The organism is Telluribacter sp. (assembly GCF_035998675.1).
Taxonomy (GTDB): Bacteria; Bacteroidota; Bacteroidia; order Cytophagales; family Spirosomataceae; genus Telluribacter.
On sequence record NZ_DASYHI010000015.1, the window covers coordinates 225,422 to 252,012 of the forward strand.

Below are 26,591 nucleotides of genomic sequence, written 5' to 3' on the forward strand. Positions count from 1 at the left end.
GCCTTTCGGGCACTTCCTCAGTTGGACATAGTACGGGATTAAAAGTTTAATGCCAGAACATGAATTTTACTTCATGTTGCTATACACTATTCGATATAAACTATTCATTAACAGTACTTTAAATAAAGAAACACAAACAAAGCATAGGACTTTCCTACCTTGAATAGCCCACGCAGGTACTGCCATAACGACAGAATTTTGCGTAGTTTTAGGGATAGCTTTCTACTTCTGACCCAAGCCCCTATGCACCTCCCCGAACAACTGGAAATGACCCGGCAACAAACGCTAAGGTACTTCGACCTGCCGGAAACCGAACTGGCCAAATCCTACGCCCCCGGCAAATGGACCGTCCGGCAGCTCCTCAACCACCTGGCCGACGCCGAAACGGTACTTTACGAGCGGGTACGGCGGGTTATAGCGGAGCCCAGGCAGGTCATCTGGGCGTTTGACCAGGACCGCTGGAACGAGCAGTTAGACTACAGTACCTTCCCCTTGTCCATTAATAAGGCTATCTACGCCGCCGTGCGGGAGGGTGTCATCCACCTGGCTAAGTACCATTACGAAACATCTGCCGAAAAACCCTTCGTCCACAGCGAAACCGGCCTGCGCACCCTAAAAGATGAATTTGAGAAGATAGCCTGGCATAACACCCACCACCTGGAGCAGATCCGGCAGGCGCTGGCGGAGTAGTACTTTACCTGTTTTTGATTTTCCAGCTAACCCCAATTTGTAATTGGGACGGTGCCCCGCTGGGACGGTGCCTTACATAGCGTTTTCAACGCGACGTGACCCTAGGCCTACTAGCTTTCAAATCGCGTCACAGATGCTATACGAAGCAACTCTGATTGCAATTCAGGGGTAGCAAGGTTAAACCTGTGAGTACAAATGCCATATCATGTTTTTTGCCCCTATTATCACGCCTACCAAGGGCGGGTGTATTTTGAAGCAATTGAAAAAAAGTGGTAGTTTTACATTGGCAAGGAATAGTAGTCATCTTTTTGTAGTCTGGAAACCACAAAGGTATGATTTACTGCTCCTTGTCTTTTTTATAAGAAAACCCTGCTTTAAGTTCCTGACTTACCAGAAGCACCTATAAGCTATATATTCATGTCCGACATCGTTACCACATCCAGTATACAGGTACTTCAACAAGTAAGCAAACAATTTGAAGTGGTAGATAAGCTGTTGAGCTCCCGTCAGCTATTCTGGAAGGAAATTTTGGATGAACTAAATGAAGCAAAGCAATGGGAAGCTCTGAAAATAGTAGCAAATAGGTGTATTAAAGAACTGCCTATCTGGCCTTATGCTTACTCTATGCTAGGCGAAGCTTATTATGAGTTGAAAAATTATGATGCTGCTCTTGAACAACTATCTAAATCAATTGAGCTAGACAACAAGCAACCTTCCATTTACAACCTCAGAGGCCTCTCAAAGCTTGAGCTACTAGATCCTACAGGCGCAATCGATGAATTTAACCAGGCCATTGCCTTGAATCCGAAATATGTTAATGCGTATTGTAATAAAGGTAATGCAAAATTTGACCTTGAAGACTATTTAGGGGCTATTGCCGAATATGAGCAATCCCTTATGTTAGATCCTACTTGTTCTTATGCGTATCAGAATAAGGGATCTGCAAAGAAGGACTTAGAAGACTACACAGGAGCCAAAGCCGACTATGATCAGGCTATTGTTCTGGATCCTAAGGATGCTTTCTCATTTTATGGAAGGGGAATTGCAAAGTACAGTCTTGAAGACTACACAGGAGCCGTAGCTGACTATGATCAGGCTATTGCTCTGGATCCTATCCATGCTAATGCGTATCTTAACAGAGGCGTTGCAAAAAACGCTCTTGAAGACTATACAGGAGCCATAGCCGACTACGATCAGGCTATTGCTCTGGATCCAAAATATACCCTTGCCTATCATAGCAGGGGTAATTCGAAAAACAATCTTGAAGACTATACAGGAGCCATAGCCGACTACGATCAGGCTATTGCTCTGGATCCAAAATATACCCTTGCGTATTATCGCAGGGGTAATTCGAAATACAATTTTGAAGACTATACAGGAGCCATAGCCGACTACGATCAGGCTATTGCACTGGATCCTGAGAATGCTGACGTGTATAGTAACAGAGGCGATGCAAAATACAATATCGAAAACTATTCTGATGCAATCAAAGATTACCTAAAGTCTGTTGAGCTTAATCCCCAACTTGAATCCATGTTTGGTAATATTGCTTCATGCTATTTGAAGTTGAATCAACCTCATAGTGCAATTGACTACTATACGCGCTACCTATCCAATTACCCAAATGACCATACTACTCTTAATAACCTTGCAACTCAATATGAAGAGATTGATGATTTAGTGTCTGCCCTATATTATTATAAAAAAGCATGGAGCCTGGATCCAGAGGATAAAGTATACAAAGAAAATTTAGAATTAATTAAAACAAAAATCCGGCCTATACTATAATGATACCTAATGCGGTGTCTTTACTCAGTTTTCCATTTTTCATAAATAGTTTTATAAATCCATGCCCACTCAGGCTTACTTCGAAAACATACAGAAACAAATTGTTAAGGAGCTGAGTAAGGCTGATCAATCCATACGGATTGTTGTAGCCTGGTTCACTGATGCAGAACTATTTGATATACTTTGCCGTAAACTTGAAGAAGGGGTAGCGATAGAAATACTTCTGGCGAACCATAGATTCAATAAAGAGTCAGGTCTGGACTTTAATAGATTTGTACGGCTGGGAGGATCTGTATGGTTTGTGGGTGATGCTGATGAGCGCGCGCCCCTGATGCATAATAAATTTTGTATAATAGACGAAGTAACATTACTATTTGGATCCTATAACTGGACACGCAAAGCGCAAACCAACCATGAGAGCCTGACGATTGTAGAAGATGACAAACTACTTATTATAGATTTCCTTCAAGAGTTTGAGTCACTCAAAGCCAGTCAAACCGGCGAGAACGTCGCCCAGGTAGATTGGGGTAAGTTGGTAATTCGGCTTGAAATGTTGCTGAATCTGATCCGGTTGGAAGATGAAGAGGATATAAGTTACCAACTTTCGAAAATAAAAAAAATACTGCCCGTTACAGAAAAAGAAAAATCGCTTAAAGATGTTTATGACATTTTAAGAAAGATCGATAAGAAAGAATATTCCAAAGCTGTTGAGTTGCTTGGTCATTTGCTTGGCCGTATGAAGCAACTCGTTGTTAGAAGTGATGAAGAGATAGCTGCGCTCCAGCTGGAAATTAAATCATTGGAATGGCAGATTGCATCTATTGAAAATGAATATGTAGAATTAGAAAAGACAATATATAAATTTTCAGTACAGCATTCACAGCAGTTAGGAGATTTGATCCTATTGATATTTTTACTACAACAGCAGGTCGCACAGCGTGAGAATAACCAACAGGAAACCGAAGAAGCCAAGAGCAATTATCAACAATACCAGCATTCACATGAACTGAACAAAAAGAAGATATTTGTAAAGCTGAATCAGGAAGAAGAAAAGTCCATAAAAGATATGTATCGGGAAGCCTCAAAGATATGTCATCCAGATAAGGTAGCTGATGATCAGAAGGAGGCCGCTCATTTGGTATTTATAGAATTAAAAGAAGCTTACGAAACCAATGACCTTCAAAGAATTGAACAGCTCTATCGCGATATTAGGAATGGTATTTATGGTTTTTCATCTCAGGTGTTAACTCATAAGGAGAAGTTAATACACCGACGGAATATACTGGTAGAAAAGCGGAACAGTCTTGAAATCAAAGTTATATCCCTCAAAGAGTCTGATGCTTACTGTAAAATTACATGCGCTGGAGACTGGGAAGAGTATTTTAAACAGAAGAAAGAAGAGTTGCTGAAAGTAAAAGAGGAGCTTGAAGAGAAGCTTGCTCAACTCGAAATATTGTAGAAAAAAGAATGCCTACGGCATGCCAAATAAGATAGTATAAGATGTTGATAGAAGTTGCTTTCATTTTATCACCTTCTACTGTACATCAATTACCTTACTATTCTTTCTGAGGAAAACGAAGCAACCCCAGCGGGGGACCGTGTGACGCGATACTAGGCCTACTAGCTATTAAATCGCGTCAAAGTCGCTATACGATGCAACTCTGGCCGGGAGCCACCGCTGCTACGGTGACTCCTCCGAGTGCCCCTAATTTAAAATCATGGTTAACAGGATAAGTAGATAGTCTGTTCTAAGTCGGCAGGTACGATTGATTCGTTAGATAGAAAGCAGTACCCGAATCTCTTCGAATTTTCCTTCGAATGAGGCTCCGATTGAAATTTCCCGGTTATTGATCCAGACGCTTTGTTTACTTATTTTTCGGATATGGGCCGTGGCTACCACGAAGGAGCGATGCACCCGGATGAAGCCCTGACCCGGCAAAGTCTGAAGGGCTTCCGAGATGCTTTGTCTACTCAGAAGTTTGCGGTCGGCTAGTACGTAGGCTACATAGTTCCCCTCGGCTTCGAGGTAGAGCAGGTCTTTCAACCAGATTTTTTCCAGTTCATACCCAGTCTTGACAAATATAAACCCTTGGATAGCCAGTATTTTTCCGGCCAAAGTTCCCTGGCGTAGCTGCTTTATTTCCAGAGCTTTATTGCAGGCCTGCGTGAATCGGACCAGCGAATAGGGTTTGAGCAGATAGTCCACGGCGTTCAGTTCAAACCCTTTGACGGCGTACTCTGAATAAGCTGTTGAAAAAATCACCATGGGTACTTGCTGCAGGCATTTAACAAATTCGATTCCGGAAATGTCAGGCATTTTTACATCCAGAAACAAAAGATCAATGCTTTGTTCCTGCAGGTAGGGTATTGCTTCAAAGGCGTCGGTAAAAGTCGCTTCGATATCCAGAAACGAAACTTTGGCGGCGTGCATCTGCACTACGTCCAGCGCGTGAGGTTCGTCGTCTATGGCAATGGCGGTCAGTATCATACTCATTAGTAAATTCCCAGGATCAATGATACAAAAAAATCATGATCCGTGGCCTGAATATCCAGCGTGTGCCGATTGGGGTAGAGTAGTTCCAGACGCTTTCGGACGTTTTCCAACCCGATGCCCGACTGACCTTTTTCCAGATCAGGAGAATTTCGGGGATGTGAGCTATTATGCACTTTAAAGTACAGTTTGGTGGCATCCTGCGTGAGGGTAATGTATACCCACGAGGGCTTACGGAAACTGATACCGTGCTTGAAGGCGTTTTCCACAAAGGGATTGAGCAGCATGGGTGCCAGGTAGACTTTCCGGTCCGGTTCCTGAATATTTACCCGGATTTCGATGTCCTGCGATTCGTCCAGCCGTATCCGTTGCAAATCCAGAAAGTTGTGCAGGTATTCTATTTCCTTGCTCAGTGGTATACGGTCCTGGTTATTTTCGTGGAGCATAAAGCGCATCATATCGCCGAGCTTCTGAATTCCATCAGCGGTAGTTTCGCTTTTTTCTTTCATCGCCACCGAATACAGAGTATTGAGCGCATTGAACAGAAAATGAGGATTTATCTGCGAGCGCAGAGTACTGAGTTCGGCTGACTTTTGTAAGACCTGGGTTTGGAGTTGCTGGTTCTCGACAAAGAAAATCCAGCGGATAATGGCTGTGGCCAGCCCCAGTCCGCTGGGTAGCAGGTAAAAAGCCACAACCGGTGAGCCATCCCCGCCTCTAAATCGCATCACAATAAAAAACATCAGCAGGCTGAACAGCCCGTAGGCACAAATCCCCGCAAACATGTAAAGGAAGCCATCGAGCGTATTAAGCTGGAAACGTGAGAAATACGGTATTACTTTTTTGAAGAACAGATGATGCAATACTACTGTAAAGGTGATGATCACTAGGCTGGGTGCAACGCCCTGCCCGCCCAGGACCAGATTGGTTATGCGCCCCGTCGTTACCCATACAATAAGGGTAGCTCCTACCAGCACAAGCATGGCGTACAGGAGCATCTGATGCCGGGGCTGGCGCTGCCGTTCGTATAGCTCTGCCGTATAATAGAACACCTGGGCGAAGGCTTCGTAGCAGAGCAAAATCAGGAGTAGCCCCACGGTGTTGGTCAACAAATAGAGCTTTCGGAACAGGGAGTACACCCGGAAACCGGAAATACTGGCGGCATCGTAGCGAAAACGCCATTCCAGCTTGAAATAGCTGTACACAAACAGGCTACCTACCACCAGCACTACGGTCAGCGCCCCAAGAATGAGCGTGGTCGTTTCGAAGTTTTTTTCACGGATACGCGGAAAGACCAGGTAGTGAAAAACATACCAGGCGCTCATAAAAAGTATGGCACCCGCTATGGTCGGAAAAATAACGTTCTGATTGTAATCGAAAGTCGCGAGGTCTTCCAGAATGACCGAAGTTTTGACATTTTCCGATTGAGCCAGCCGGATATCGGGGTCAAATTGGTCGGCAATTTCAAATAGACGGCGAACAACGTAAGCCGCTGCCGCGCTGAGTACTATCAGAAGTTCGTAGCGGCGGATGGTGGAAGTAGAAAGCATGGGTTATCAGGTCGGGTTTTTGACCAAAACTAGGTACTCTTCCCTTGCTGCGGTAGAAAATGACGTAAAAAAGCCATAAAATGGTACGAATGTGTTATAGGGCTGCAAGTCACGATTTCCCAGTTCTATCACTTCCCGGACAGCAGCAAACCCCAATTTGTAATTGGGCCGGTTCCCCGCTGGGATTGTTTCAGGTAGCGTTTTCAACCCCAGCGGAGAACCGTGCGACACTAGCCCCGCTATTAAATCACGTCACAGACGCTATACGATACAACCCTGGCCGGGCGCCCCTGATTACAAATCAGGGTTAGCAGATACACTTAGCCGGGAGGCGGTGGTCTAGGGCAATAGAAAGAGGGTAAATTCAACCACTACCTGCCTTTTCCAACAATAAACCGAGGTACCGGTTGTTATCTTTATAGTACTTCCCCAACCACTCCCCCGCCGCTATGGAAAAAGACCTCACGCTACACATCAACGGCCAGCCGCATACCGTCCGGGTAGAGCCTGATACGCCCCTGCTGTACGTACTCCGCAACCAGCTAGAGCTGAACGGCCCCAAGTACGGCTGCGGCCACGAAGTATGCGGAGCATGCATGGTACTACTGGACGGCGTGGCTATGCCCAGTTGCCGGGTACCGGTGGAGTCCATGGAGGGCCGGAAAATTATGACCCTCGAGGGCCTTACCCACCCCAACGGCGAACTGCACCCGGTGCAGCGGGCCTTTGTGCAGGAGCAGGCCGCCCAGTGCGGGTACTGCCTCAACGGTATGGTCATAGCTGCCGTAGCGCTGCTGGAAACCAATAAGCAACCCGACGATGCGGCTATCCGGGTCGGCATGGAGCGTAACCTCTGCCGCTGTGGTTCGCAGACGCGGGTGATGAAAGCCATCCGCCGCGCCGCCAAAGAGTCCTGACCCCACTTATTACGAGCTCCCCTATGAAAGAATCAGCCTATAATCCACAGCAGTCGCGTCGGCAGTTTATCAGCAGCCTTGGCTGTCTTACCATTGGCTTTTCGATGACGGGTACCCGCTGGGCCGATGCCTCCGCTACGCCCCTGCAGGGTACCCTACCCGGAAGTCTGGCCGTAGAAGACCGCATAGACGCCTGGCTGGAAGTACTTGAAGACGGCCGCGTGCGGGTATTTACCGGAAAAATGGAGCTGGGGCAGGGCATCCGGACGGCCATTGCGCAGGTAGCCGCCGAAGAACTGGACCTTGAACTGGCGCAGGTAGAGGTCTATCTGGCTGAAACCGGTCGCACGCCCAACGAAGGCTACACCGCCGGGAGCGGTTCCATTGAGCGCAGCGCCATGTCGGTCCGCTATGCCGCCGCCGCCGCCCGCCAGCAACTGCTGGAACTAGCCGCTCAGCGCTGGGGCAAGAAGCCGGAACAGCTTAGCCTGAGCAACGGCAAGGTCAGCCTGAAAGGGACTACTGACCAGGTACTTAGCTTCGCGCAGCTCCTGAACGGCAAACAACTGGAAGGGGAAGTAAATCCGTCGGTGAAGCTCAAACCAAAGAGCGAGTACCGCTACGTGGGCAAGGCCATTCCCCGCACCGACATTGAGCAGATGGTACGGGCCGAGCCGGTGTACGTGCAGGACCTGCGGCTGCCGGGCATGGTACACGCGCGGGTGGTACGGCCCCCGGCCTACCGGGCCCGGTTGGAAGGATTCGACGAGAAGAGCTTTAAAGTACCGGGGCTGCTGAAAACCGTGGTCAATGGTACCTTTCTGGCGGTGGTAACGGAGCAGGAGTACCAGGCGATGCAAGCGCTTGAAGCCGCCCGCGAACACGCCCGCTGGTCTGCTACCCCGCCGCTTCCCGAAGGACAGGATCTGGAAACGTATATAAAAACGCTTCCCCTCAAGAGCCAGAGCGTCAAAAACCAGGGTACCACCTCCGCGCTGGACCAGCCGGATGCCCGTACGCTGAAAGCCAGCTACTTTAAGCCTTACCAGATGCACGGCTCCATTGGCCCTTCCTGCGCAGTAGCGCTGTACCAGGCAGGTACCCTGCACGTCTGGACACACACGCAGGGCGTGTACCCGCTGCGCGACGCGCTGGCCAAAATGCTAAGCCTGGACCCCGAAAAAATTCACCTAAAGGGAGTACCCGGCTCGGGCTGCTACGGCCACAACGGCGCCGACGATGTAGCCGCCGACGCCGCCCTGGTAGCGATGGCCTATCCCGACCGCCCCGTGCGCATGCAGTGGATGCGGGAGGACGAACACGCCTGGGAACCCTACGGCAGCGCCATGCGCATGGAAGCCGAAGCCCGCCTGGACGAGACGGGCAAAATCAGCCACTGGCGCTACGCCCTCTGGACCGACTCGCACAGTACCCGTCCCGGTGGTAATCCGGGCAACCTGCTGGCGGCGCGCTACCTGGCGCAGCCGTTTGCCCCGCCTTCGGGAGGCTATGCCGGGGGTGGTTTCCGCAACTCGGAGCCTTACTATGCCATTCCTAATCTCAAAATAGACGCTCATGCGTTCGAGGGACCACTACGGGTGTCGGCGCTGCGGAGCCTGGGTGCTTATGCTAATGTATTCGCGATTGAATCATTTATGGATGAATTATCGGTAAAAGCGAATAAAGACCCGCTGGACTTCCGGATCATGCACTCTACTGACGAGCGAGCCATAGCCGTGATGCAGAAGCTGAAAGAAATGATACAACCGGAAAAACCCGGCCCCGGCGAGGGAATGGGCGTAGCCTTTTCGCGCTATAAAAATACGGCTACCTACTGCGCTGTGGCCGCCAAAGTAGCCGTGAACAAGGCTTCCGGCGAGGTACAGGTACTGCGCATGTGGGCCGTAATAGACGCCGGAGAAGTCATAAACCTGGACGGCATCATCAACCAGACCGAAGGCGGTATGGTGCAATCGGCCAGCTGGACGCTCAAAGAGGAAGTACTTTTTGATAAGCAACACGTCAACAGCCGTGACTGGACCTCCTACCCTATTTTCCGGTACAGCGATGTACCGCTGGTGGAGGTAGTCGTCATCCCCCGCCCGAACGAGGAGCCGCTCGGGGCCGGCGAAGCCGCGCAGGGGCCTACGGCGGCGGCGGTCGTCAACGCTATTTATCGGGCCAGCGGTAAGCGCATCCGGCACCTGCCGGTGCGGGCGGCGGCGGTAGCGGGCTAATGGTACCTGATTTTTTACAGGGCTATACCTGCCGCAGCCACTCCGCCACCAGAAAGCCCGCGTAGGTACCGAGGCCGTTGCCCAGGGTACCTACCAGTATAGCCGGTAACTTCAGGTCGGGCGGGGCCAGGGCCGAACTGGCCCCGCCGATATTGGCCTGCGAGGCTACGGCTACTACGTCCCAGTCCTGCCGGAAGAGCCGGGCAATCCCCACAATCAAGATACCGTGTACCAGCACGATAATGGGTATGACCACCAGATGTCCGTCCCGAATCAGGGCCGGAATGTCACAATACGCGCATAGCGCGGCTTATTATGAACCGGCACCTTCTACTTTCCGGTTGAAGCAGTAGTATCAAATACACATTCTCCGGGTTTGGGATTAAAATTATAGTACCGTTTACTAAGAATCCAGACTATAAGCCAGCCGTTCAATATGAGGACACTATTATTTTAACTAAATTTATAGCATCATTTTTGCTGGATAAGATTAGATGGTCCAATCCAATTGAAGTGAACGGTTTTTAGAGTTTATTCCTCCTCTCAATATTATGTCATTACAAGTAGGCGGTTTCTTTGAAGGAGCCTATCAACTTACCAAAGAAGTAGACGCGGACAGCAGTCTGAACGTGCAACAGTGGCTGGCCGACGACTACTCCTCGGGCCAGAAAACGCCGGTTATTATCCAAATATTTGCCTACGAATATGACGCCAATCTGTATTGGCACCATTCGGCCGTGCGGGGGCTGCGGAAGGTAGGCCAGTCACTGAGCGGCAACTGCCGGTACTTTGTGTGGGAGCATGGCACGCCGGTTAATTGCGCTCCGGTCATCAACAGCGAGCTGCTTCCGCAGGAAAAAATACAGCTGAGCCTCCTGATTGACACCCTGCCCGTTACACCGCACGAAACGATTGTATCGGTCAGTACGCCCGAATTTTTCCGGCTGGGCGACGGACTATTGATATTTTACCGGAAGCAGGCCAGCAAACACGCTGACCCCAAGGAGCACGACCTGATCCGCCGGTTCTGGAAAGGTGTACTCGCCATTGCGCCCGCGGCAGATACCGCCCTGGCACCTGCTCCCGAACTCCCAAAAGAAGTACTCAAAACTGCTCCCTCCCGGACGTTTCTCCGTTTCCGGCTAACCCCCACCGCTCTGCTATTAACCGTAATCGGGCTGATACTGGCCCTTGCGGCCCTGCGGGTTAAAGGTATTGCACCCGCCACGCGGCATCCCAACCTGGCGGCCTTTGATCGTTCCATTGAAATGGGCATGGCCGAAGAAAGAAAAGGCGAATACGACAAAGCAATGGAGCACTTTAAAACCGCGGCTGCCGTGCCTTTTTCGGACGAAACCGAAGCCCGGCTCGACAGTCTGGCTACCGCCTACGAAGCCCGGGCTACGGCCGAATGCCAGAAGTACCATACTGCCCAAAGCCCGAATTTGTATTTTATTCCCAATCAGTATTACCAGTATGCGGCTGCCTTGTCTGAATCCGCACCTAAGAAATGCGAATAAAACATTTACTTTTCGTAGTACTTCTGCTTATTCTGCCGGCCGGTGCCCGGGCCCAGCTGTTCCAGAACCGTAACCTTTACGACATTTGGATCACAGCTGATCATAAACTCAACGCCGGTAAGTTTGACGAAGCGCTTGCCCTGTACTCGGGAGTACCTGAAGTGCCGGAATTTCAGAAAAGAATAGTCCTGACCCGGGGCCTGAAAGCTACTTTTCAGGCGGCCGAACAACTGTACGAGCTCGGCAACTACGCCCAGGCGCTGGAAATGTACAGCAAGTACCGTGACCTCCAGAAAGATATCCATTCGTCTCTGTTTGAGAAAAGGATTCAGGCCTGTCTCCAGCAGCTCGATAAAATTCAGAGTAAAAAATTGCGGGAAAGTACCCGGGTAGTGGCGGGTTTTGAGTGGGCATTCCGGGGCCAGCAGCAACTAGCCAACCTGGACACGACCGCTGCCCGCAAAAGTTTTGTGAAAGCTCAGCAGTTGGGCGGCGGCCTCAATACCGTGCTACGGGAGCAGTACCAGCAGGGCCTGCGCGAAACCAGGGCGCTAAGTACCTGGGGTGCGGCCTTCGCCAAAGCAAAAGCTTCCAATAACCAGCAGGAATTACTGGAGACCCTGAAAAATTACCGCTCGGTATCTGGTTATATCATTGAATCGCTGGAGTACCAGATCCAGAGTCTGGAAGAAGGGGTGACACCCGCCGATGCCTCCACTATTTTACAGAAATACGCTTCCGAATGTCGGCTTAACGACCTCCTTAACTACGCGAAGAATAATCCGGCCCGGGTACCTCAGTCGGGGCTGTTCATTAGTATTTTGTCAGAATACCGGGACATCGAAGCCCGGATTGCCCCCCTCCGCTCCGACCTGAACAACCGGGCTTTTGTACAAAGTGCTTATACCAACCTCATTGGCAAGGCCGCTCAACTCCCCAAAGTAGGAGACCTGGCGCAGCTGTGCGCCCGCAAAAGCTACGCTGCCTACCTGCTGACAATTGCCCGGGAGCTTGAGAAATCGGGAGATACCTCCGGGGACAGGAACTACTTTCAGGAAGCTCTCCGCCACCTGACCGAAGCCCGGCGGCTGGGATTACCAGACCTGGCCGAAGAACTGGATGCCCGGCAGAGTCGGCTGGCCGCTAAGGTAGGCTGCGAAGGATCACGCCAGGATTTTGACAAAATAGTTGTTAAGATCAGAAAGGAAATAGCGGGCTGCCGGGTCAGGAATGCCAAACAACTATGGGACGAAACGCTGATAAGCTGGGCAGGCTGCGGTGATTTTAAGCCTCACGCCCTACCCCAGTACGTATCCCTGCGGGACTCACTTACAACCCTGGCCCGCGCCGACAGTCTTTTCGCGGTATTATCGGCTCAGGCCAATCAGTCCCTGCAAAGCAGTCAGTGCGGTCTGGCCCGGAAGCTGTACCAGCAGATAAGTACCCTGGATTTGTGCAATAAAGAAGAAGTATCGGTCTTTGTAAACCGTCAGTTAAACCAGGTGACCGCCTGCGAGAAGACCCTTTGCTACAACAATGCCAAAGACCGGGCCAGCTACTATGTCCGGGAAAAAGACTGGAAAAAAGCTTACGACTACTTTCAGCAGGCTTCCCAGTGCGCCAGTCAACCCCAGCAGGACGCAATTCGTCAATTACTCAAGGATATGGAATGCAAAGCCTTCCCAGAGCGCTGCCATCAACTCAACCTGACCGTCCGCCTGGAACCTACCCTCCGTATTGCCGGTAATAAACCCCAGTACTCCGAAGACGGCACTACCAAGGGAACCAACACGGGCTATTATACATCCGGAGGTCTACAGCTATCCTTGTTGTCCAAAAACAAACCCGTTGGCGTAGTATTGGGCGCTGAATACTTTCGTACGCAGTACCAGTCGGTGGTTGAAATCAATGAAGCTACCTACGCGGCCAGCCAGTTTGATATTACGGGTTTTGACGCCTATGCGGCGCTAAAAATACAAAAGCCCGCCAAAAGCACCGACCGGCTGCGCCCTTACCTCAAGATCGGGGCGGAAGGTGTGGTACCTACCTCCTATCACCGGCAGGATTTCCTGTCCAGCGGCTCTACCAATAACCTCGACTACCTGAAAAAATACTCCCTAGGGGCCATGGGTGCCGTGGGGATAGAGTTACAACGTACCGGTTTCGGTTTTTTTGCCGAAGTTACCGGTACCTATAATTTTTCCGGAATCTATAAATCCAGGGCCCTTACTGCCTCCGGAACGGCTGAACTTTCCGAAGCCTACTTCCGCACTCTGGGCATACGTATGGGAGTACGACTCTGGTAGTCGGCTCCCATTCGGTCTTACCCTTAGTCCCCACGCGCTACCAGCACCGAGTCCCGGACCGTTTGCCGCTTAAGTATCTTATCAAGGTGCTGGCCTACTTTATAATTGAGGCTATCGGCCGGAATAGCCGTGGCTCTGGGATCATGGGCCAGCTCGTGCCAGGGCGGGGTACTACCAAAGTCATACGCACCATAAATAAGTACCGGCGTACCATGCGCCACTACACTACCTTCGTCGGGGGTCAGGCGCCACTGCTCGGCCCAGTTATAAATCCACAAGGCGTCTTTTTCCAGCAAACGCAGACACCCATGACTGGCCGGGTAGCCCGGCATGCTGTACTCATGCATACCTATTCCTTCAAAATTCATAATATTGAAGTACCAGTCCATGATCCAGTCACTGTCTACGGTACTTATTTTACGTTTCTTTTTATAGTTGGTGTGGTACAAGCCGGTAGGCGTAAGTTTCCCTTCACGACCCATACTTACCGGTCCCCAGCGAAGCAATTTCCCATTTTCGTACACACCAAAAGCCTGAATCCGGTAGTCGAAGAAAAGCATTTTCTCCACTTCAGATAAAGAATCAAGCTGAAACGGGAAGGGCGAATACGCCAGAAAATCAGCAGTAACGGTATCCGGTACTATAAGTGAATCCAGTCGTCTGATCCTGTTTTCGCTGATCCGGTTCAGGGCCAGCACCAGCTCTTTCTTTGTTCCGCTCAGGTTTTTTCTCAGGGAATCGGTCGTCTTCATCCAGATGTAGCGTACCTCCGCCGGGGTCAGGGCCGGTTCGGCATTTTCATACAATGTATCTTTGGGAGTTATTCGGTCAGTGCCAAGAGTATCCAGAGATTCATTTTGGTCCGGGCTGGTAGCAGTAACACGTATCAGGTTATTTTTGAGTACGGGAGTTATGGGCTGTACCTGCCTGCTCGTGTAGCTGACTGCCCCTACTGTGAGCAGTACTATCAGGAGTATTTTCGCTATATTTTTCATGTTTAACGGGTCTTGTTGATGGGTAATGTATAGATTCAGGTAACCAACGTTTACCTGAAAAAGGTCTTTGCAAACCCAAAAGGGCATTGTAACTATATAAGTTAAAAAAATGGGCCATGCGGTCAGGCTTATTCATCAGCCAGTAAGAGCTCTAATACCGGAAATCTTTTTCTCATTTCGGGGCTAAAAAAGAAAGTAAGCTGACAGGTAGTTATAAGTCAGGAAAAGCGGAGAAATAGACTTTTTTGAGAAATTAACCCTACATTTCAGCACAACTCCCGCCGGGTTTAGTTTTAGTTAATGCCGGTAGAGAGCCGGCCTGAATGATTTTAATTGTACCCCCGTGAGTGACACCAAACCGCAACTCCGAACCGTTCAGGTAGTCCGCTACGTGACACCACTGCGCGAAGGCGGTTCACTGCCCGCCATTGCGGAAGCCGACGACGATTTTCTGTACGTACTTAAGTTCAGGGGGGCGGGACAAGGACCCAAAGCACTCATTGCCGAACTCATAGCCGGCGAACTGGCCCGCGCGTTGGGTTTGCGCATTCCGGAAATCGTTTTTGCCGGACTCAGCGAAGCCTTTGGCCGCACCGAACCCGACGAGGAAATTCAGGACCTGCTGCGGGCCAGTGAGGGATTGAACCTGGCGCTTCACTACCTGTCCGGGGCCATCACCTTTGACCCGCTGGTGACAACTCCGGACGCGCGGCTGGCTTCCCAGATCGTTTGGCTGGACTGCCTCGTCACCAATGTAGACCGTACCGCCCGCAATACGAACATGCTCATGTGGCATAAGGAACTCTGGCTGATTGACCACGGCGCTTCGCTGTACTTTCACCATTCGGAGCAAAACTGGGAGGAACAGGCCCGGCGACCTTTTTTACCGGTCAAAGACCACGTGCTGCTGCCCCTGGCCACCGAACTCGGGGCGGTTGACGCCGATTTCCGCTCCCTGCTTACTAAGGAGCGAATTCAATCTATTGTATCTTTGGTGCCGGATGAGTGGCTGCCGGAAGGAGAAGCCCGGCAGCAGCGGCAGGTGTACGTACAGTTTCTGACTACCCGCCTGGCCCATTCAGAAGTATTTGTCAACGAAGCAGAGAATGCCAGAAAAGCACTTATTTGAGTATGCCGTTATCCGGGTAGTACCACGGGTCGAGCGCGAGGAGTTCCTGAATGTCGGCGTTATCCTTTACTGCTCGGCGCAGGGATTTCTGCAGACCCGTTACGAACTGAACGAGCCGCGGCTGCGGGCGTTTTCGCCCGAACTGGACCTGGAGGAACTCAAAGAACGCCTGCGGGCTTTTGAGCGCATCTGCGCGGGGCGCCGGGAAGGTGGCCCCATCGGGCAGTTGCCGGTGGCCAGTCGCTTTCGCTGGCTCACCGCCGCCCGCAGTACCGTTGTGCAGACCTCGGCGGTTCATCCGGGCCTCTGTACCGACGCCCCCACTACCCTGGACCGGCTGTACCTTCAGTTGGTACAGTAGTTGGGGGCTACATAGGTACTTCTTTTTTCCTTTTATTCCCCGTAAGGATAAATGGTCGGTTTTAATGTCAGCAGGAAGTTGTTCAGCCCGAAATCCTGCTAATATACCCCTCCTGCTACAACACCGTACGATAATCCTGACAAACAAAACGCATCTGCACTTGTTACCTTTTTCCACCCGTTTTAATTTTGAACTATGCGTTATGTATCTCTTTTCGGTTTAATTCTGCTACTGGGATGCAGCTCCCGGGAAGCTGCATCTCCTAAAAAAGACAGTACCGCGACTGAGAAAGCGCTGGCGAGCGGCGACTTTCCCCAACGTCCGCAAACAGTTAGTATGCCTCCCATTCCGGAGAACTTAACCTTTGCCGGTGAAAAAATACCCCTGGAACGCGACGACGTACGGGAAGGGGTGGAACATGAGTTAATTGTCAATACCTTCCGGCATTCCAATACCATGTTTATCCTTAAACGGATAGAACGCTGGCGCCCCCTGATCGAGAAAACCCTGCGCGACAACGGGGTACCTACTGACTTTATATACCTGGCCGTAGCCGAAAGCGAGTTTCAGAATACCGCCCGCTCCTACGCCGGAGCCGTGGGTATGTGGCAGTTTATGCCCGCTACCGCCCGGGATTACGGCCTGACCATCAGTGGTGACGTAGACATGCGCAAAGACCCCAAACTGGCCACCGAGGCCGCCAGCAAGTACCTGAAGTGGGCCCACAAGCACCTGGGAAGCTGGTCGCTGGTAGCGGCCTCCTACAACCGGGGACTCAGCGGTGTAAAAGGTATTCTCAACGTGCAGCAGACGGATAATTTCTGGGACTTGTACCTCAATCCCGAAACCGGCCGCTACGTATACCGCCTCATCGCGTTCAAACTGATCATGGAAAATCCGGAGGATTACGGGTACTTTATCCGGCCCGAAGACCAGTACCAGCCCTACAAGTTCAAGATGGTACGGGTAGAAAGGAATATAAACATGATAGCCTTTGCCAAGCAGCACAACACGACCTATAAGGAGCTACGGGAGCTGAACCCCTGGCTTATCAACACCTCCAGCTACTCGCTGAGCGTACCGGCCCGGGGGTACGAAATCAGGGTACCCGACAGGGCAGGTGAAGAGGTAGCGGAAGTAGTACCTTCCCCATCGCAAGTAGTACCTGCCCAATCACGACCTGTTTTAAAGCCAGCCAAATAAAGTAAATACACTACGCTGTAAAGGGAAAATTACCGACAGAATCCGGGACAATCCTGAAAATTCTGCCGCGCGCTGAATACGCTGTATCGCAATATTTTTAAATTTAGGCGCAACTCTCCTTACACGCTATGTTCTCAATTACTAAATTCCTGCCTGGCTTTAAAGCCACCTGTATCACCGTAGGTACACTGGATATGTTCCTGGCCAGTACCATGCTGGTGGGAGGCGTCATGAATGAAATGGCGGAGTTTAACGTACCTACCAACCTCCTGGCCTCACCGCACTACCACGACGCCATGTTCTGGGTTTTTCTGCACATGTTCATGATCGGCGGCCTGATCATGATGCTTGGCATTCTGGCCGAAAACCCGGTAAAGCAAGTCTGGGTGGCGCGGGCGCTGGTACTGATGCACTCCGTTTATTTCTTCCTGGACATCCGCACCTCCGACAACTACTTCGGTAACGCCCTCTACCAGGGGCCCGGCTCGGTAGTACCGGTCTTCATTGACCTGTTTTATATCCTGCTGTTTTTACGGCTGAGCTTTTCAGCTCCGGTAAAAAAACCGGAAGAGATGGCGGTGGTGTAGGCAGGTGGCACCGGGCAGGTACCTGCTGTCGTCGTTCTGCCATCTTTTCTTTAAGCCTGTTTTCGGCCTTATTTGTAAGGTTTACATTCATTTGCTGGATCGCAGGATATACCCGTGGGGTACCTCCTGCGCTAAATTTATTAGTACGGTTGTATAAACGGTTAGGATTTGTAACCTACAAGCTTTTTCTTGTAACCGACCAACCAGCCTGCTGATGATAAAAAATATACTACTGATTGAAGACGACGACATTACTATCAAAATCCTGAAGCTTACCATCAGCCGGCATCGCTTTGCTGAAAATATAATTTCCCTGAGGAATGGTCAGGAAGGAGTAGAGTACTTCCAAAAGCTGGCCGCTGGTGAAGCGGGTATTGTTCCGGACCTGATATTTCTGGATATAAATATGCCCGTTATGAATGGCTGGGACTTTCTGGACGAGTATTCCGGTAGCTTTGCCCACCTGTTTCCAGACGTCAGTATCTGTATGCTGACTTCTTCTACCGACCCGGAAGATAAATTACACGCCTTCCACTATTCCAGTGTCATAACTTTTGTCAGCAAGCCTATTTTTATTTCAGAGCTGAACATGCTCAAAAAGCATAAAAACCTGAAGCACTTCTTCGACAATTAGACCGGGTATTTCTCTCCACTGATAGCCTTAGGACGTTATAGCCAGTCCCCTACCTGACCCGGAATATCCGGTGGCCGGTATAGACCTGCCCGAACATATCGGTGGTCCTGACCATGAGCAGGTGGGTACCGGCCGGAAGAGTCCCCGGCAGCTTTCCTTTCCAGATGTGGTACGACATCGCCGGGCTATCCATCTGCCAGCCAAAAACGGTGTCCAGGGCAGTACCATTTATTTTGGCTTCCAGATAAGGATTATAAGGCTGCATAGCCGCTACTCCCGGATCGTGCATGGGCGTGTAAGCCAGTCCGTACCAGTCCGACTGCCCCTTTACTTTCATCTCCACCCGGGAGCGGGAGGAGCCCGCAAACACATTTACAACCAGCGAAGTAGTATCCAGCCCGGCCTGAGGTATATCGTCGGGCAGGTAAATATTCATCTGGTAGTCGGCGGGGCGGCGGGCGGCCTTGAATTGGATGGAATAGCGGTTGTCGTCAAAAGTTAGCAGGGAGTAGCCGTTGGGCGCGCCATCGTTCATGGTGGCATGCGGGATACCCGTTTCGTCCTTAATCCCGCACCACCAGCTCCCGCAAACCGTCGCATTAATAAAATGGTGGTGCGGCCGGGGGCCGTGCCAGCCCTGCTTTTCATCGGCGAATACATGGGCCATCGTGTGCGTATGTCCGGCTATGGATAAGGTATGCGGGCGCTCTTTCAGGATGTCAAACAGCTCCTTGCGGTTGTCGCAGGATACGACGGGGGCGTGCATGACCAGTACTACCAGCTTGTCGGTGGGTACCTGAGCCAAGTAGTTCCGGACAAAGTCCAGCTGCTGCCCGGTGAAGTGGGCAATGTACTTTCCTTCGGAATTGAAATAGACATTCTTTAGCGAAATAAACGCCACCTGCCCGTACTCAAAGGCGTAGGTACTGGGCCCATAAAAGCGCTCGAAGGTTTCGTCGGTGTAGCGGTCGTCCGGGGCGCCGCGGTTGAAGTCATGGTTGCCAAATACATTATACCAGGGTACCCCAATCTGGCTTATGCTCTGGTTGATTTCCTGAAACAGATTTGGATCATCGGCCACGATATCGCCCAGGCTAATCCCCAGACTGGCCCCGGTACCTATACACTCCTCGACCACGTCGTGGCTTACGTAATTAACCTCCTTTATTCCCCGCGCCTGCGTGTCCCCAAATACCAGTGCCTTAAACTTACGGTCTTCTTTTTGCGGCCAGAGCGGAAAGTCAATGGATTGGGGCAGCTTACCGGTAGGCGCTACCCCGGCCACTTTTAGTCCGGGCGAGCCCGCTGGCTTATGCAGGTAGTAGTGCTGCGGAATCATGTCGGGGCTGACCGGGGTCATGTACCCTGCCGGCTTGATGACAAAAAAACCGGTATCTTCTCCCGAAGGTAGTGTCCATCTCCCGTCTTTTCCGGTCTTGACTACCTCCCGCCCGTTGGAAACACAGATCCCCGACAAAGGAGGTTCGCCCCGGTCAAGTACCTTGTTTTTATTCAGATCATGAAATACCAGGCCAGAAGCCCGGTCTTGAGCGTGAGCCGTACTAGCCAGGAGACCAATAAATAAGAAGACCGGAGGCAGAAGTTTCATAGCAGGAGTTACAACTATTCAGTAGTTCGGTACTTATAGTTTACTGCTCCCGTGCGTATTCGGGCTACGTAGTTGCCTACTTTCTGCGTAAGGCGTTTGCCCTCCTGCGGCTCTCATCATGGCTTTCCCTCTTTCAGGGCCTTTTCGATCTCGTCCAGCCGGGCCGTAGCGCTTTGGGTGGTGCCCAGGAAGGCGTCGATGAGCTTATCACTTCTGGGGGCCTGCGCATTAACCGGATACAGCGTAGAGATCAGTACTGCGTCGTAGCCGGCATCGCTCCCCGATCCGATATGAAAAAGGTACTGCAGGCAGGTAATCACGATCTCGGCTTTGCCATCGGCCGAAGCTACGTGCAGGTAGTGGGTAGCATCTACCGTAGTTTTAACTCCGTTACTTTCGGATGCCTGTACCTCTTTAAAGGTACCTGTTCCCCCCAACAGTATAACCGGACCAGCTGTCGGCTGCGTCAGGTTCTCATAGGATTTGGACTGGTAGTACTCCCTGGCTCGTTTAGCAATATCCTCTATGTTAAGACCCGGAATTTGTACCGTTCTTTTGTATTGTAAAAAGCCATCCTTGCTGGTCTGCCACTGCCCTTTTAGTGCAGAAAGTTTTTCTTCGGCCGTCTGGCAGTAGGCAAAGGTACTCAGAAGCAGCAGGCCGATCGCCAGGCTTAGTGTTTTTAACATGTGGTGTAGTAGTTGAACGTATACGTACTACGAAAGTAATGATGCAGGTGTTTAATAAATATCCCCAACCTCCAGTATCTCCTGTAAATTTTGACAAATACTAGTTTTATCCTACTGCTTTATCACTACTTTAGCGTACCTGCTGATATAGTAGTTTCAAAGCTTATTGGTTAACATATCACTTAATTTACTTGTCCAGTGAGAAAGAATATACTTCTTATTGATGATGAACATACCGCTGCATATCCTACTAGCCATATGTGACAACTCAGCCAGACGCGTACGACATCTATAACAACAAAAATCGGGAGACCCGAACCAGTTAAAGTTCAGGTCTCCCGATTTTTCATTTATAATAGGCAGTATCTGCTATCATCTTAAACTCTATATCAGATAATTGGCTGCCCTAAATTTCAACCGGCTATCCGGCTTAGTTACCATTACCGGTGCCTGGTCTATTAGCATTTCCAGTACCTGTTCCGGTGCCATTTCCAGCGCCATTTCCGTTACCTGTTCCAGTGCCATTTTCAGCGCCTGTTCCAGTGCCATTACCCGTTCCGGTTCCGTTACCTGTTCCAGTTCCGTTACCAGTTCTGTCGCCTGTTCCGGTTCCAGTGCCTGTTCCGGCACCATTTCCAGTATTCATACCGTTTCCGGCACCGTTGCCATTACCATAGTAGGTATTATAGGTACCGTACTCGTTTTCATCCAGCATGCTATCACTGTTTCGGTCCCACCGGCCAAACAAGCCATTGCTATACTCTTGCTGGCTCATCCGTTTATCGCCATCTTGGTCCCATTCACGGTACCAGCCATTCTGGTTAAAGCCGGTACCATACTCCTTCTCGTCCAGGGAGCCATCCCGGTTGGTGTCCCATTTATCCCAGGTCTGGTTCTGCATTCCAAAATCCTTGGAGGCTGTATTCCACTCGTTCTGATCTAATTTATTATCCCGGTTGGTGTCCCAGGTACTGTAGAAGCCCCTGCTGTACTCATTTTCATCCAGGTAACTATCGCCATTCGCATCCCACTCCCCATACCGGTTGCTGGAGGCGAAAGTGGTGTTAAACCGGTTATTATCCCAGGTATCTCCGGCTGCCATCTCGCTACCTTCCCCGGCCGTTCCTTCTGCTCCATTATCATTATTACGTTGATTCCCATTGGAACAGGCAACCGCGCCTACCAAAAAGAAAAGACAGATACCGTTAATAACCATATTCCGAACACTTTTTCCCTGCTTGTTCATAACTTTCATCTTTTATGGTTTTACATTATTACTAGTAATAATAATAGTGGCCGAATAAAATCGGCGGAACGTCAGAAGCCACTTCCGGAAAGTAATTGCCCGATCTTAGACTTCTTCTCTGCCCTGACGAACCATAGCTATTCATTCCCACTACCTCTAATCAGGTGAGTCAAAAGTTAATTGTTGACTATCACCCTGTTACTGTCTTTGCTCTGACAGCAACACAGTAGAAAAATGAAAAAAATAATACCTGCGTACCAAGCCTGCGGCCATAGCCCGCGTACCACGACTACGAATCTACAGCAGCAAGGGCTCAAAAATGTAGTCTGCTGGGCTCTAAACCCATCTCAGCACCGGAAAAATACCTTCTCCTAACCCCTCTATTCCCGCCAGAGAGATATCCGGCGCTGACATTGATATACCGGCACACTGTGGTCAAAAAACCTCAAAAAGTCACCTTATGGTACAACGGCTACCCAACGCTGGGGAGCGTATACGCAGTCTATATATCTGCTTTATAGTCAACATATTATAAAATTATTGAAGTATACGAGAGGATGAGTTTACTAGTATAGTATTTCCAGTACCTACCCTCAAGCAAAGAACCCCTGCGAGCTCCGCGCCCGCAGGGGTTTGATTTAGCTTTTATCGAATACTATCTTACTTATGAATAGCCGGCGTTGAGTAGGCCGGTACCGTTACGGTAGTGGTACCCTTTTGTTCCAGCAGGCGAAGGGCCTCCTGCACGGCGCGTTCCAGTTGGGGGTCACGGCCGCTGTCCAGCGACCGGGCATCCTGACGTACCGCTATGTCGGGGGCTACGTCTTCGTTTTCTGCCACCCATTTTTTATTGATCGGGTCAAATACCGCATTGTCGGGGGCGGTAAGGGCACCACCGTCCACCAGCGCGTAGTGTACCGATGACTTTACGAGGCCGCCCCAGGTGCGGGCACCGACCAGCGGGCCTACCGGGAGGCCAGCGGCTGGTACTGCCGGAGCCTAATAATCCCGGCAGCCTCAAGGTCGGTCAGATCAAAAGCCTGCTGGGCACCGAGCCCGACTATAAGGTGAACAAGCGGCAGTAACGGGGAGAACTCCGCCAAGGGTGCAGGTAAGTAGTACATTTGCCTGCACCCTTGGTGAGAGTTTCCTGATCCTGCCAGACGTACCTATTTGTTCATTGTTTTGGCAGGATCAATGGCTTTTTTGTCAATGGTCGTATTCTGCCCGTCAATAACCATCCATTTACCATCCCTTTTTTCCATGATCATGGTCATCACTCCTGTAGAGTAGTCACTCATGTCGGTACCATCCGGCATTTTCCAACCATCCAGTTGCCAGCTATGCCGGACCAGGGCCAGGTCGGGCCGCAGCATTTTCACTTCCGAATCCAGAATTTTGTGGGTGGTCTTATTAAACATGAGGTCCATAAAGATATTCAGAGAGTGCCGGTGCTCTTTCAGATTGCGCCACCACATGCCTACTACATTCACCCACTGTGCTTCTTGCGTAAAGTAGCTGAAGTACTTTTCCGTGTTGTGCTCATTCCAGGCTTGTACAGTTCCCTCCAAGACCTGTAATATTGCCTTTTCTTCGGCGGCGGATGGTTTGCCGGACTGAGCGCTGGCTGAGCCTGCTGCTAATGCTATCAGGAGAAAGCAGATTACCTTTTTCATAGTGCTTCATAGATTTTGGTGATGAAGCGAAATTAGAGCCTGCCGCTCCGGAAAAATAGTAAAATTCCGACATCAGAATGGGTTGCCCGGAAAGATCTTGACGGGGGAGCGTTCCTCCTCTTTCATGAGGCCGGTGGGAGTTACGTTGGCGAAGAGCTTAAAGTCCCGGATCAGGTGCATCTGGTCGTAGTAGCCACATTGGTACACGATATCCTGCCAGTCGAGCTGGGGCTGCCGGTCCTTCATCCGGTACGCCTGCGCGAACCGGACTACCCGCATAAATAGCTTCGGACTCATCCCTACCCTTTCCAGAAATTTCCGCTCAAACTGCCTCGGGCTGAGGCATGCCTGGTCGGCCAGCCAGTCCAGTGAGTAGTGCCGTGAATGGAGCATAAGCTGAGCCACTTTATCAATCGCATGTACGTCGGTATTCCGTGCGGCCATCTTTTTCAGCAAAAACTTTTCGATCAGCCTGATCATATCCGGGTAGTTATCCAGGGCCCGAAGCTGCTCGTTAATTTCATTGATTTCCTGCCCCAGCAGGTAGTGGCTATCCACCGACTGATCCAGTAACTGCCACATGGGCATACCCAGCAGCCGGAACAACCCGCCGGGCTGAAACCCCACCTTGATGGTCAGGTGCTCCTGACTCATTTTGATATCAACCCGCGCTACCTGCGGACCTACAATAATGCTGGGGGGACTGAACTCCTCTTTTTCGAGGGCGTAATTAAAAACTTCCACGGCGTCACGCGCGTAGAAAAACAGACACTGCTCCGGATTGGTCGGGTAGGGTTTTACAACGGGGGGCTGATGCCTGTCCAGATAGACGTGCATCAGCATGTAGTTACTGACGATAGGCTGAAGCGCCTGGCAGGGCCGGTAAAACTGAACAAACATAACAACAATCCATTTTCTTCCTCCACCTTGTACTAATCCGGCAAACTTTACGTACCTGTTCAACTCCTACAGCGACAGATACAATCTGGCATATGGTTTAAGGCTATTGATGGCTAAAAATACGCTACATCATTACTCTCAGCGCTATAGTACAACAAAGGTGGAGGGGATGCAATAGGGGTAAGTAAGTTTGCGAGAGGAGTAGTAGACGTGGAACGAGATATAAACTTAGGGATCAAATACAAATAATACTTACTAAGAAGTAGACTTGTTAATGATAACATCTATAAGTAATCAAAGTATTTATTCAGTATCTCTTTTCTCAATACCTCCAAACAAATCTAACTGTGGTGGAGTTACTGTTCCCTTTCTAGTTCGATGTAATCTTCCTTCACGTGTCTCAACAGGCTTATCATTTTCAAAATAGGAATTGACTCGTATAACTTCATATCCAACTTCTTTTTCTATCCCATTATTATCTAGCTTTCTTTTGATAACTAGAGCGCAATTTATTGCTGCTCCATTTTTAAATTGTATCTGACCTGATTGAACACGCCCCTTAAACTCCTTTGAGTTCATACTAAATGATATTGGGTTACCATTATATAGCCCCATCCACTTATACTTACCTTGTTTTAGTACAGGAGATATTATCTCAATTATAATATTATCAATTTCTTCAGGTTCTAATTCATCACTTTCAAGTATGAATTCATCAAAGGTGGTACGTTCAACTTCCCTTTCAGCAAAACTTTTGCCGGTGTGACTTCTTATTGAAAATGAAACTTTTTTTACTTTAGGGTAGGCCTGAAGCGTTTCGTAAAAATTTGATTTTCTTTTATTAATTATATTAAAATCGCTCGTGTGACTATCTTCTAAATTTATTTCCTGCCTTAGTTTTTCGACTTCAAGCCTGAGCTTCAACTTTTCAAGATTATTCTTTTCATCATCCCGAAGAAAACTTTCAACGACCTCTTCAACTACCTTATTAATTGAAGTTGTTATTGGTGCAATCAAAATATTAGTTGCCAATGACATAATAAGGAGAGCTGTTAACGGAGCCTTTTTGTTTTCTTCTTTGATGAGAACGCGGAACCATCGCCTAAGCCCCCCTTCTGCAAAAGGCTCCGTTTCAATAGTAATCTCTGCATTCAAAATAGATGCAATAGCTTTCACTACTCCAAGAAACTCTTTTTCACACCTGTTTTGCACAACAGCATCCATTGTATGACTTTGATCGTCAAACCAATAATGAAGTTCAAAAATGTTTCCTGATGGTTGTAAGTGAAGTGACGAAAAGTCAAAGAAGTACATATATTCAAACTTTTGGATAGTTGCTTTAATATTAGAATCGTAGTAAAAAGGAGGATAATTAAAACTAACCCCCCCTAAAATAATCACTCCTCTATTCTGGTTAAGCTGCCTAAAACTATGCTACCTTCATACATCCATCTAAAAATTGCATTATCATTCTTTTGCCTACCCTCAAAAAGCTGGATTCTCCCACCTTTTCAATCCCTTTACTGAATGTATATATGAAGCCAATTTTTAGGAGTGTTAATATGAAAATTGTAGTCGTATTTTTTAGCACGGATAGTATTGGCACGAAGGGTTTGATACGATCATTAGCTTGGAACCTGCTATAACCTCCCCTAATATACGAAATGGCCTTAAGACATTACTTCTATGCTTCATAATTTTATTTAACGGTATATAAATTTCATATTAGAGCCTAGATAGGTAGCAGTTGCTGGTATTAGTACATAGCCAACTACGGTAGTCAAAGGTATCTATATACAGCCAAAAGGATCCTGCATCAATTCTTAGTCTGCACCATCATCAGCGGTAGGTGAACCGACGCATAGGAATCAGGAAGAAGTTTAGATTTTGAATGCTACTGCCAACAAGAAAATAAAACCCATTACTAAGCAGGTGCCTAAGAATAAAAGCTGGTGTCCCAGTCTAATTTGGCAGTACCTTTCCACACGCAGTAGTTAATATATAACAACAACGCCCAGACTCTGATAGAGCCTGGGCGTTCTGAATTTAACTATAATGGGGTA

Annotated in this window: 24 protein-coding genes; 13 read left to right on the forward strand and 11 right to left on the reverse strand. The window is 49.5% G+C overall.

Going from position 1 to position 26,591, the window contains the following annotated elements:
• Positions 1–243 precede the first annotated feature (243 nt).
• The 3 genes from VGN67_RS08630 to VGN67_RS08640 all read left to right on the forward strand — a co-directional run bounded on the left by VGN67_RS08630 (position 244) and on the right by VGN67_RS08640 (position 3,937).
• Complete coding sequence (locus VGN67_RS08630) at positions 244–690, forward strand: DinB family protein (RefSeq protein WP_327486402.1); 447 nt, start codon at positions 244–246, stop codon at positions 688–690.
• Between the two features lie 417 nt (positions 691–1,107).
• On the forward strand, positions 1,108–2,478 hold the full coding sequence (locus VGN67_RS08635) for a tetratricopeptide repeat protein (RefSeq protein WP_327486403.1): 1,371 nt from the start codon (positions 1,108–1,110) through the stop codon (positions 2,476–2,478).
• 61 nt (positions 2,479–2,539) lie between these two features.
• A complete protein-coding gene (locus VGN67_RS08640; RefSeq protein WP_327486404.1) occupies positions 2,540–3,937 on the forward strand; it encodes a phospholipase D-like domain-containing protein in 1,398 nt (465 codons plus the stop codon).
• A 315-nt stretch (positions 3,938–4,252) separates the two neighbouring features.
• On the opposite strand, the gene VGN67_RS08645 is transcribed toward VGN67_RS08640, so the two are convergent.
• Positions 4,253–4,972, reverse strand: a complete 720-nt coding sequence (locus VGN67_RS08645; protein WP_327486405.1) for a LytTR family DNA-binding domain-containing protein — start codon at positions 4,970–4,972, stop codon at positions 4,253–4,255.
• Positions 4,972–6,519: a sensor histidine kinase gene (locus VGN67_RS08650; protein WP_327486406.1), complete on the reverse strand. Its 1,548-nt coding sequence runs from the start codon at positions 6,517–6,519 to the stop codon at positions 4,972–4,974. Before VGN67_RS08650 ends, VGN67_RS08645 begins: the two co-directional genes overlap by 1 nt.
• A gap of 449 nt (positions 6,520–6,968) precedes the next feature.
• On the opposite strand from VGN67_RS08650, the gene VGN67_RS08655 reads away from it, so the two are divergent.
• Together VGN67_RS08655 and VGN67_RS08660 are read left to right on the forward strand one after the other, a co-directional pair.
• Positions 6,969–7,436, forward strand: a complete 468-nt coding sequence (locus tag VGN67_RS08655) for a (2Fe-2S)-binding protein (RefSeq protein ID WP_327486407.1) — start codon at positions 6,969–6,971, stop codon at positions 7,434–7,436.
• A 23-nt stretch (positions 7,437–7,459) separates the two neighbouring features.
• Positions 7,460–9,673 carry a xanthine dehydrogenase family protein molybdopterin-binding subunit gene (locus tag VGN67_RS08660; RefSeq protein ID WP_327486408.1) on the forward strand — a complete coding sequence of 738 codons (2,214 nt, stop codon included), beginning with the start codon at positions 7,460–7,462 and terminating at the stop codon, positions 9,671–9,673.
• A gap of 22 nt (positions 9,674–9,695) precedes the next feature.
• Here VGN67_RS08660 and VGN67_RS08665 read toward each other — a convergent pair whose 3' ends face one another.
• The gene (locus VGN67_RS08665) at positions 9,696–9,929 is read right to left on the reverse strand and encodes a DUF819 family protein (protein ID WP_327486409.1); all 234 of its coding nucleotides are present in this window, start codon (positions 9,927–9,929) and stop codon (positions 9,696–9,698) included.
• 295 nt (positions 9,930–10,224) lie between these two features.
• On the opposite strand from VGN67_RS08665, the gene VGN67_RS08670 reads away from it, so the two are divergent.
• Together VGN67_RS08670 and VGN67_RS08675 are read left to right on the forward strand one after the other, a co-directional pair.
• Positions 10,225–11,193 carry a hypothetical protein gene (locus tag VGN67_RS08670; protein ID WP_327486410.1) on the forward strand — a complete coding sequence of 323 codons (969 nt, stop codon included), beginning with the start codon at positions 10,225–10,227 and terminating at the stop codon, positions 11,191–11,193.
• On the forward strand, positions 11,184–13,499 hold the full coding sequence (locus VGN67_RS08675) for a hypothetical protein (protein WP_327486411.1): 2,316 nt from the start codon (positions 11,184–11,186) through the stop codon (positions 13,497–13,499). The genes VGN67_RS08670 and VGN67_RS08675 overlap by 10 nt, the downstream gene beginning before the upstream one ends.
• A gap of 23 nt (positions 13,500–13,522) precedes the next feature.
• On the opposite strand, the gene VGN67_RS08680 is transcribed toward VGN67_RS08675, so the two are convergent.
• The gene (locus VGN67_RS08680) at positions 13,523–14,494 is read right to left on the reverse strand and encodes a L,D-transpeptidase (RefSeq protein ID WP_327486412.1); all 972 of its coding nucleotides are present in this window, start codon (positions 14,492–14,494) and stop codon (positions 13,523–13,525) included.
• 343 nt (positions 14,495–14,837) lie between these two features.
• Between VGN67_RS08680 and VGN67_RS08685 the strand changes: the two genes are divergently transcribed.
• The 5 genes from VGN67_RS08685 (at position 14,838) to VGN67_RS08705 (ending at position 18,408) form a co-directional block, all read left to right on the forward strand.
• Positions 14,838–15,623 carry a HipA family kinase gene (locus VGN67_RS08685; RefSeq protein ID WP_327486413.1) on the forward strand — a complete coding sequence of 262 codons (786 nt, stop codon included), beginning with the start codon at positions 14,838–14,840 and terminating at the stop codon, positions 15,621–15,623.
• The gene (locus VGN67_RS08690) at positions 15,601–15,984 is read left to right on the forward strand and encodes a DUF3037 domain-containing protein (RefSeq protein ID WP_327486414.1); all 384 of its coding nucleotides are present in this window, start codon (positions 15,601–15,603) and stop codon (positions 15,982–15,984) included. Before VGN67_RS08685 ends, VGN67_RS08690 begins: the two co-directional genes overlap by 23 nt.
• A 195-nt stretch (positions 15,985–16,179) precedes the next feature.
• Positions 16,180–17,187 (forward strand): lytic transglycosylase domain-containing protein, encoded by a 1,008-nt coding sequence (locus VGN67_RS08695; RefSeq protein WP_327486415.1) that lies wholly within the window; start codon positions 16,180–16,182, stop codon positions 17,185–17,187.
• A 128-nt stretch (positions 17,188–17,315) separates the two neighbouring features.
• Positions 17,316–17,774 (forward strand): hypothetical protein, encoded by a 459-nt coding sequence (locus VGN67_RS08700; protein WP_327486416.1) that lies wholly within the window; start codon positions 17,316–17,318, stop codon positions 17,772–17,774.
• Positions 17,775–17,988: 214 nt separating this feature from the next.
• Complete coding sequence (locus VGN67_RS08705) at positions 17,989–18,408, forward strand: response regulator (protein ID WP_327486417.1); 420 nt, start codon at positions 17,989–17,991, stop codon at positions 18,406–18,408.
• A gap of 49 nt (positions 18,409–18,457) precedes the next feature.
• Here the strand turns inward: VGN67_RS08705 and VGN67_RS08710 are convergent, their stop codons facing one another.
• The 4 genes from VGN67_RS08710 to VGN67_RS08725 all read right to left on the reverse strand — a co-directional run bounded on the left by VGN67_RS08710 (position 18,458) and on the right by VGN67_RS08725 (position 22,855).
• On the reverse strand, positions 18,458–20,017 hold the full coding sequence (locus tag VGN67_RS08710; protein WP_327486418.1) for a calcineurin-like phosphoesterase family protein: 1,560 nt from the start codon (positions 20,015–20,017) through the stop codon (positions 18,458–18,460).
• Positions 20,018–20,133: 116 nt separating this feature from the next.
• On the reverse strand, positions 20,134–20,706 hold the full coding sequence (locus VGN67_RS08715) for a hypothetical protein (RefSeq protein WP_327486419.1): 573 nt from the start codon (positions 20,704–20,706) through the stop codon (positions 20,134–20,136).
• Between the two features lie 430 nt (positions 20,707–21,136).
• Entirely contained in the window at positions 21,137–21,961 is an 825-nt protein-coding gene (locus VGN67_RS08720; protein WP_327486420.1) for a hypothetical protein, read from the reverse strand.
• Between the two features lie 651 nt (positions 21,962–22,612).
• On the reverse strand, positions 22,613–22,855 hold the full coding sequence (locus VGN67_RS08725) for a hypothetical protein (protein ID WP_327486421.1): 243 nt from the start codon (positions 22,853–22,855) through the stop codon (positions 22,613–22,615).
• 17 nt (positions 22,856–22,872) lie between these two features.
• Between VGN67_RS08725 and VGN67_RS08730 the strand changes: the two genes are divergently transcribed.
• Complete coding sequence (locus VGN67_RS08730) at positions 22,873–23,037, forward strand: hypothetical protein (protein WP_327486422.1); 165 nt, start codon at positions 22,873–22,875, stop codon at positions 23,035–23,037.
• Between the two features lie 84 nt (positions 23,038–23,121).
• Here VGN67_RS08730 and VGN67_RS08735 read toward each other — a convergent pair whose 3' ends face one another.
• From VGN67_RS08735 to VGN67_RS08745, 3 genes are all read right to left on the reverse strand, one after another.
• A complete protein-coding gene (locus VGN67_RS08735) occupies positions 23,122–23,628 on the reverse strand; it encodes an SgcJ/EcaC family oxidoreductase (protein WP_327486423.1) in 507 nt (168 codons plus the stop codon).
• A 72-nt stretch (positions 23,629–23,700) separates the two neighbouring features.
• A complete protein-coding gene (locus VGN67_RS08740; protein ID WP_327486424.1) occupies positions 23,701–24,528 on the reverse strand; it encodes a helix-turn-helix domain-containing protein in 828 nt (275 codons plus the stop codon).
• 303 nt (positions 24,529–24,831) lie between these two features.
• On the reverse strand, positions 24,832–25,929 hold the full coding sequence (locus VGN67_RS08745) for a hypothetical protein (protein ID WP_327486425.1): 1,098 nt from the start codon (positions 25,927–25,929) through the stop codon (positions 24,832–24,834).
• Between the last annotated feature and the right edge of the window lie 662 nt (positions 25,930–26,591).

What these genes read in the sequence shown, in the direction of transcription:
- VGN67_RS08690 (WP_327486414.1), top strand. Translation starts at nt 15,601, where the DNA reads ATGCCAGAAAAGCACTTATTTGAGTATGCCGTTATCCGGGTAGTACCA.
- VGN67_RS08715 (WP_327486419.1), bottom strand. Translation starts at nt 20,706, where the DNA reads ATGTTAAAAACACTAAGCCTGGCGATCGGCCTGCTGCTTCTGAGTACC.
- VGN67_RS08710 (WP_327486418.1), bottom strand. Translation starts at nt 20,017, where the DNA reads ATGAAACTTCTGCCTCCGGTCTTCTTATTTATTGGTCTCCTGGCTAGT.
- VGN67_RS08680 (WP_327486412.1), bottom strand. Translation starts at nt 14,494, where the DNA reads ATGAAAAATATAGCGAAAATACTCCTGATAGTACTGCTCACAGTAGGG.
- VGN67_RS08675 (WP_327486411.1), top strand. Translation starts at nt 11,184, where the DNA reads ATGCGAATAAAACATTTACTTTTCGTAGTACTTCTGCTTATTCTGCCG.
- VGN67_RS08735 (WP_327486423.1), bottom strand. Translation starts at nt 23,628, where the DNA reads ATGAAAAAGGTAATCTGCTTTCTCCTGATAGCATTAGCAGCAGGCTCA.
- VGN67_RS08635 (WP_327486403.1), top strand. Translation starts at nt 1,108, where the DNA reads ATGTCCGACATCGTTACCACATCCAGTATACAGGTACTTCAACAAGTA.
- VGN67_RS08640 (WP_327486404.1), top strand. Translation starts at nt 2,540, where the DNA reads ATGCCCACTCAGGCTTACTTCGAAAACATACAGAAACAAATTGTTAAG.
- VGN67_RS08705 (WP_327486417.1), top strand. Translation starts at nt 17,989, where the DNA reads ATGATAAAAAATATACTACTGATTGAAGACGACGACATTACTATCAAA.
- VGN67_RS08670 (WP_327486410.1), top strand. Translation starts at nt 10,225, where the DNA reads ATGTCATTACAAGTAGGCGGTTTCTTTGAAGGAGCCTATCAACTTACC.
- VGN67_RS08650 (WP_327486406.1), bottom strand. Translation starts at nt 6,519, where the DNA reads ATGCTTTCTACTTCCACCATCCGCCGCTACGAACTTCTGATAGTACTC.
- VGN67_RS08630 (WP_327486402.1), top strand. Translation starts at nt 244, where the DNA reads ATGCACCTCCCCGAACAACTGGAAATGACCCGGCAACAAACGCTAAGG.
- VGN67_RS08655 (WP_327486407.1), top strand. Translation starts at nt 6,969, where the DNA reads ATGGAAAAAGACCTCACGCTACACATCAACGGCCAGCCGCATACCGTC.
- VGN67_RS08740 (WP_327486424.1), bottom strand. Translation starts at nt 24,528, where the DNA reads ATGTTTGTTCAGTTTTACCGGCCCTGCCAGGCGCTTCAGCCTATCGTC.
- VGN67_RS08720 (WP_327486420.1), bottom strand. Translation starts at nt 21,961, where the DNA reads ATGAAAGTTATGAACAAGCAGGGAAAAAGTGTTCGGAATATGGTTATT.
- VGN67_RS08730 (WP_327486422.1), top strand. Translation starts at nt 22,873, where the DNA reads ATGACTTTACGAGGCCGCCCCAGGTGCGGGCACCGACCAGCGGGCCTA.
- VGN67_RS08660 (WP_327486408.1), top strand. Translation starts at nt 7,460, where the DNA reads ATGAAAGAATCAGCCTATAATCCACAGCAGTCGCGTCGGCAGTTTATC.
- VGN67_RS08695 (WP_327486415.1), top strand. Translation starts at nt 16,180, where the DNA reads ATGCGTTATGTATCTCTTTTCGGTTTAATTCTGCTACTGGGATGCAGC.
- VGN67_RS08645 (WP_327486405.1), bottom strand. Translation starts at nt 4,972, where the DNA reads ATGAGTATGATACTGACCGCCATTGCCATAGACGACGAACCTCACGCG.
- VGN67_RS08700 (WP_327486416.1), top strand. Translation starts at nt 17,316, where the DNA reads ATGTTCTCAATTACTAAATTCCTGCCTGGCTTTAAAGCCACCTGTATC.